Here is a 6083-nt window from a genome sequence, read left to right on the forward strand (position 1 = left end):
GGGGATCGACACCCCCCTTATCAAGGGGGGCAGGGGGGATCGACACCTCTCTTATCAAGGGGGAATTAAGGGGGGATTAAGGGAGAATCGAAAGATAGTTAAATATTTGACCCTACGCTCACACTTTTACTGTTGCGAGATAGAAAATAAAAACCGCTCGTAAGCTCGATTAATTTTTTGCATAATTTTAATCGCCATGACGGAGGAATTGTGATCGGGGTGATACTGACGAGCAAGCTGATAATATCTTTGCTTAACTTCTGAAAAACTGGCATTTTTAGAAACTTCTAAAACCTCCCACCAATCCTCGGAATCGGAGGGCAATATTTCTAATTCTCCTAACATTTCTGACCATATTTTTACCTTACCTCCATAACTACCTGTAATTAAAAATTGACCGTCAGGACTAAATTTTAAGGGAGCAGTTCCCCGTAAAGTTTTAATTAATTCTCCTGTTTGTCCTTGCCAAATTTTAATTTCTGTTCGGGAAGCACTAGCAATTAAATGGCGATGAGGATTAATAGCAATACTGATAATTGCCTGCTCGTGTGCCTGCCAACTTTTAATAATTTCTCCTGTCTTTATATCCCAGATTTTAATCGCTTTATCACTACCACCACTAATTAGATATTGACCATCATTACTAAAAGCTAAACTGTTAACGGCTGCCCTGTCACCGATAAAAGTTTGATAAGCATAACTATGATCAAATCGCCATAATTTAATAGTTTTATCATCACTACCACTAGCAATAATTTGGCTATCAGGACTAATAGCACAGGTATTAACTGCATCCTCATGACCGATTAAAGTTCGCTGCAATTCTCCTGTATAATAACCCCAGATTCGCAGAGTTTTGTCATTACTAGCACTAACAATAAATCTTTCATTGGCAGCAAAAGCTAATTGTAAAATTACACCATCGTGGCTATCGGGAGCATTCACACGAGCGAAAAAACTACTTTTATACTGCTTAGTGTCTAATTGCCACTGACTAATTCTGCCATCCAATCCACCAGCAATAATCGATTTACCGTTAGGACTTATAGCCAGACTTTGGAGCGGTTCATTAACTCCCACAAAGGAATAAATTAATTTACCCGTTTCTCGCTGCCAAAGTTTTATGGTTTGATCTTCTCCCGCACTAGCGATAATTTTACCATCAGGACTAACATCGATCGCCCCAATATTTTCCTGATGACCTTTAAGAGTTTGGAAACACTGCCAAGATAAACGCTCTGGAATAGTAATTTCTGTAGAATCTAACTGTTGATTTTCCTGAACAGATACTTCTTCTAACAGTTGCTGTAGTTCTGCCTCTAGATTTTCATATTTCCCCGTAACTTCTTGCCAAAATAAAGCTTCTTCGTACTCTCTAGTAATGCGATCAAAAAATTCTAGATTGCTATAAAAATTATTGTCGGAGTAGGTGGGAGATAACATTTTCATCACTCCGTAGATTCCTAACCCGACTAGGCCGCCAGCGATTGCCATAGAACCGACACCAACACCGAAAGCTGTACCTTTAACCGCGACTCCCACACCCCCAAAGGTAGAGTAGATACCGATTCCGCCAAGGCTTCCTATTCCCAAAGCTAACCCGACATTGTGATCGTTTGTTTCTAGTCCTTGCAGACTGGCATAAATTGCCGAACTTGTCAGGATGCCAATCCCCGTCATTCCCACTAAACCGACGCTTATACCGCCAAATCCGCCGACTAAGCCAATATTTCCCAGACAAGCAGATAAATTGGCTCCTGTGACTCCACCGACGGCGGGAATAACAAAATCGAGCTTTTTAGCCATATTTTTGCGAAATAATCAATTTAGTCATCGGGTTTCTCCTATAGAGTTTAGCCTAGTTTGGTATCGACGACTGACTCCCCAAAATTACTCTGGGGAGGGAAAAGTCAGAGGCAATCAGGAAAAATGATAAGTATTTTATGTATAAATAGCTTCAATGCTTAAAAATATTTGAATTTACAATCGGTAATATTTATTTTTACTTAAGAATTTATTGAGAATAATTATTATTTATTTACGAGGTTGCAATACTTCCAGCGATTCTGGTATAATTTTGCATTATGCTATGATGGCTTTTATTGTAATTTTTAAGGTTTTAATGGTCTGAGTTGTCTTAAAACCCCTGCTAAATCTAGATTTTTCCCTTGAGCAAAACCAAACACTTTCGCCAATTATCCCTTTTTTCCCTAACAACGTTGATCTAATTTTTGTGTAGTTTTGTTGCAAAGTCAAAATTTTTTTGACAAAATGGCTAAATTGTGGTATGGACAAAGTATAGCGGGTTGTGAATTGACCATACCTGTCACCTTATTTTCAGCGAATTATCAGAAAATTTGCCCACTAGAGTCGCTCTAGCTTGCTTTCTTTTTCTATAATAGGTGTTAATCTTCCCACACTTGTCAAACGGCTATGAGTCTCTGTCTCAATCCCGATTGTTCGCACCAAAACACCCCCACGGATAAATTCTGTCATAAGTGCGGTTCTCAATTACTGCTCAGAGAACGTTATCGAGCGCTAAAATTAATCGGTCAAGGGGGTTTTGGGAAAACATTTCAAGCCATAGATGAAGATAAACCCTCAAAACCCTATTGTGTAATTAAACAATTTTTCCCGTCAGCACAGGGAACAGGAACTTTAAAAAAAGCAGCAGAATTATTTAAAGAAGAAGCGATTCGTTTAGATAGTTTGGGAAGATACCCACAAATCCCCGAACTTTACGCCTATTTTACCGGTAATGACGGGCGACAATATCTCGTTCAGGAATATATCGAGGGACAAAATCTCGAACAAGAATTAAAAGAGGAAGGAGTATTTAACGAAGCCAAAATTAAACATCTTTTGTCAGAGATTTTACCGATTCTAGAATTTATTCATAGTAAACAAGTAATTCATCGCGACATTAAACCCGAAAATATTATTCGTAGAAAAAGCGATAATAAATTGATTTTAGTGGACTTTGGCGCAGCAAAATTTGTCAGTCATTTAAATCGTTCCATGACAGGAACAATTATCGGTTCTGCTGAATATATTGCCCCAGAACAGGGAAATGGTAAGGCAGTTAATGCCAGTGATTTGTATAGTTTGGGTGTAACTTGCCTTTATTTATTAACCGGAATATCTCCCCTTGATTTATTCGATGGGGGGGAACACCAATGGCTATGGCGACAGTGGTTAGTTAATAATCCTGTTAGTAATGATTCAGGGAATATTCTGGATAAATTAATCGAGTTTGGTACAAAAAAACGCTATCAATCCGCCTCGGAAGTGTTGCAAGCTTTGCAGATAAAAACATCAGTCTCTATACCCCAGACAACTATTCAAAAACCCGTTAATTTCGTTATTTCCGTTACTCAAACTCCCCCATCTATCCAGCTTAAAAGCGCCAAGGGAATCGATTATCGAAACTTAGAAGATTTATTAAAACGGCAGCAATGGAAAGAAGCGGACAAGGAAACCGCAAGAGTGATGCTACAGGTAGCCAATCGAACAAAAGAGAGATGGCTGAGAGAGGAGGATATCGATAATTTTCCCTGCGAGGATTTGCGAACCATTGACCAATTATGGTTGAAATATAGTAACGGAAAATTTGGCTTTTCTGTGCAGGCGAAAATCTACCGCGAACTCGGTGGGACGCGGCAGTATAATGAAAGAGTTTGGGACGCTTTCGGAGATAGGGTAGGCTGGCGAGTGAATAATAGCTGGATACAAATGCTGGCGAATCTGGAGAATAATAGCTGGATGAATCAGATTAATCTGGAGAATAATAGCTGGATATGCTACAAAGATGTTACTTTTGACCTAAAAGCACCCCTAGGACACCTCCCTGTGATGAATGGATTGGATTCCGTCTGGCGTAGGTGGGGTGTTTTCGTCTCTTCTCTCGCGTCGAGACTTGTAAAATGTAAAATCTAAAGTCCAGTCGGGTGCGTTAGGGAAGCATAAACCACCACCCTCCTATCCTGTAAAATAGGAATAACAAAACTGGCACAATTCTAGGAGAAGATATTTGCCGACTCAAAAACAGAAAGATACCGCTATCTTTATCTGTCAATTGCTTATCTTTTCTCTACCAACCGATATAGCTATTCCGATCACGATTCAGCTTATCAATAATAATCTAGAGAACTTTTAGGGGAAACTCCAATGCTAGAAATTAACAAAAGCTATGTATTAGACAAGGATCAAAAACCGATTGCCGTTAAGATTCTCATTGCCGAATTTGAAAAAATTACATAAATCCTAGAGGATTACGGACTAGGAAAACTCATCGAAAAAGTTGAAAATGATCAAAGGATTCAGTATGATAGCTCTTTATTGCGAACCGGACCGACGATGATCTATTCTGGATCCTAGCCTGACTTGCCAATCCCCACCGCCAAAAAAGAATAATGTACTGCGATTACCTGGTTCAAATCCTCACCGCACGCGTCTATGATGTCGCCCAAGAAACCCCCTTGGAATTTGCCCCCAATCTCTCCCAACGCTTGCACAATCAGCTTTTACTCAAGCGTGAGGATATGCAGTCAGTTTTCTCTTTTAAACTGCGCGGCGCATACAACAAAATGGCGCATTTGTCAAGGGATTTGTTACAAAAAGGTGTAATTGCTGCCTCGGCGGGAAATCATGCTCAGGGAGTCGCTTTGGGAGCGCGGCAATTGGGAACCCAAGCGATTATCGTTATGCCTGTCACCACTCCCCAAGTCAAAATCGACGCGGTAAAAGCCCGGGGGGGGATTGTCGTCCTGCACGGTGACACCTACGATGATTCATACACCTACGCGCGGCAGTTAGAAGCGGAAAAAGGCTTAACCTTTATCCATCCCTTCGATGATCCGGAGGTAATCGCCGGCCAGGGTACGATCGGTATGGAAATTTTACGACAATATCAGCAACCGATCGAGGCCATTTTTGTCGCTATTGGTGGCGGTGGCTTAATATCAGGTATTGCCGCCTATGTCAAGCGTTTACGCCCAGAAATTAAAATTATCGGGGTGGAACCTGTGGACTCAGACGCGATGAATCAATCCCTAAAAGCCGGTTATCGGGTGCGTTTGTCTCAAGTGGGATTATTTGCCGATGGGGTGGCGGTGCGCGAGGTGGGAGAGGAGACTTTTCGTCTCTGTCAGCAGTATGTGGACGAGATTATCCTCGTGGATACGGACGATATTTGTGCGGCGATTAAGGATGTTTTTCAAGATACACGCTCGATTTTAGAACCTGCGGGGGCATTAGCGGTAGCAGGAGCGAAAGCTTATGTAGAAAGAGAGGGAATTGAGGATAAAACCCTCGTTGCTGTGGCTTGTGGGGCTAATATGAACTTTGATCGTCTGCGGTTTGTGGCGGAAAGGGCCGAATTAGGGGAACGGCGCGAGGCGTTGTATGCTGTGACTATTCCCGAACAACCGGGCAGTTTACGGCGTTTTTGCGAATGTGTCGGCAAACGTAATTTAACCGAATTTAGTTATCGTATTGCCGATGAAAAAGAAGCACATATTTTTGTCGGCGCCCAGATCGAAAATCGCAGCGATGCCAAGAAATTAGCCGAGAGTTTTGAAGCTTGTGGCTTTAAAACCCTCGATATTAGTGATGATGAATTGACTAAATTGCATCTGCGCCACATGGTGGGAGGGCGATCGCATTTAGCCGATCATGAATTATTTTATCGCTTCGAGTTTCCCGAACGACCGGGGGCTTTAATGAAATTTGTCGCTTCCATGAGTCCCCACTGGAATATCAGCGTTTTCCATTATCGCAATAACGGGGCCGATTACGGGCGCATCGTCGTGGGCATACAGGTCCCCCCCGATGAAATGAATCAATGGCAAGCTTTTCTCGATACTCTCGGCTATCGCTATTGGGATGAAAGTCAAAACCGGGCCTATCAGTTATTTTTAGGTTAGAGTTGGCTGAATAAATCTAAAAACCTTGTTGGATAAGGCTTTTAGACTTTTTTGACCTCAAATCGGGGGTAAAATTCAGGCACTTTTTCCTTGAAAATTAGGTAACTGACTACCTCAAAATCGGTAAAACCCTACACCCCACACCCCACACCCCACACC

At 41.7% G+C, this 6083-nt stretch carries 3 protein-coding genes and 1 pseudogene; 3 read left to right on the top strand and 1 reads right to left on the bottom strand.

Features of this window, described 5'->3' with window-relative positions; translation table 11 throughout:
• Nucleotides 1–126 precede the first annotated feature (126 nt).
• Nucleotides 127–1806, bottom strand: a complete 1680-nt coding sequence (locus tag IQ224_RS20790; RefSeq protein ID WP_194033451.1) for a DnaJ domain-containing protein — start codon at nt 1804–1806, stop codon at nt 127–129.
• Nucleotides 1807–2433: 627 nt separating this feature from the next.
• On the opposite strand from IQ224_RS20790, the gene IQ224_RS20795 reads away from it, so the two are divergent.
• The 3 genes and pseudogenes from IQ224_RS20795 (at nt 2434) to ilvA (ending at nt 5924) form a co-directional block, all read left to right on the top strand.
• On the top strand, nt 2434–3936 hold the full coding sequence (locus IQ224_RS20795) for a GUN4 domain-containing protein (RefSeq protein WP_194033452.1): 1503 nt from the start codon (nt 2434–2436) through the stop codon (nt 3934–3936).
• 231 nt (nt 3937–4167) lie between these two features.
• Nucleotides 4168–4377: pseudogene (locus IQ224_RS25115) on the top strand (hypothetical protein).
• A gap of 35 nt (nt 4378–4412) precedes the next feature.
• Nucleotides 4413–5924, top strand: coding sequence for a threonine ammonia-lyase, biosynthetic (gene ilvA / locus IQ224_RS20805; RefSeq protein ID WP_002792469.1), 1512 nt, complete (start codon nt 4413–4415; stop codon nt 5922–5924).
• The last annotated feature ends 159 nt before the right edge of the window (nt 5925–6083 follow it).

It is taken from the genome of Microcystis sp. LEGE 00066, from assembly GCF_015207925.1.
Classification (GTDB): Bacteria; Cyanobacteriota; Cyanobacteriia; order Cyanobacteriales; family Microcystaceae; genus Microcystis; species Microcystis ichthyoblabe_A.

What these genes read in the sequence shown, in the direction of transcription:
- IQ224_RS20790 (WP_194033451.1), bottom strand. Translation starts at nt 1,806, where the DNA reads ATGGCTAAAAAGCTCGATTTTGTTATTCCCGCCGTCGGTGGAGTCACA.
- IQ224_RS20795 (WP_194033452.1), top strand. Translation starts at nt 2,434, where the DNA reads ATGAGTCTCTGTCTCAATCCCGATTGTTCGCACCAAAACACCCCCACG.
- ilvA (WP_002792469.1), top strand. Translation starts at nt 4,413, where the DNA reads ATGTACTGCGATTACCTGGTTCAAATCCTCACCGCACGCGTCTATGAT.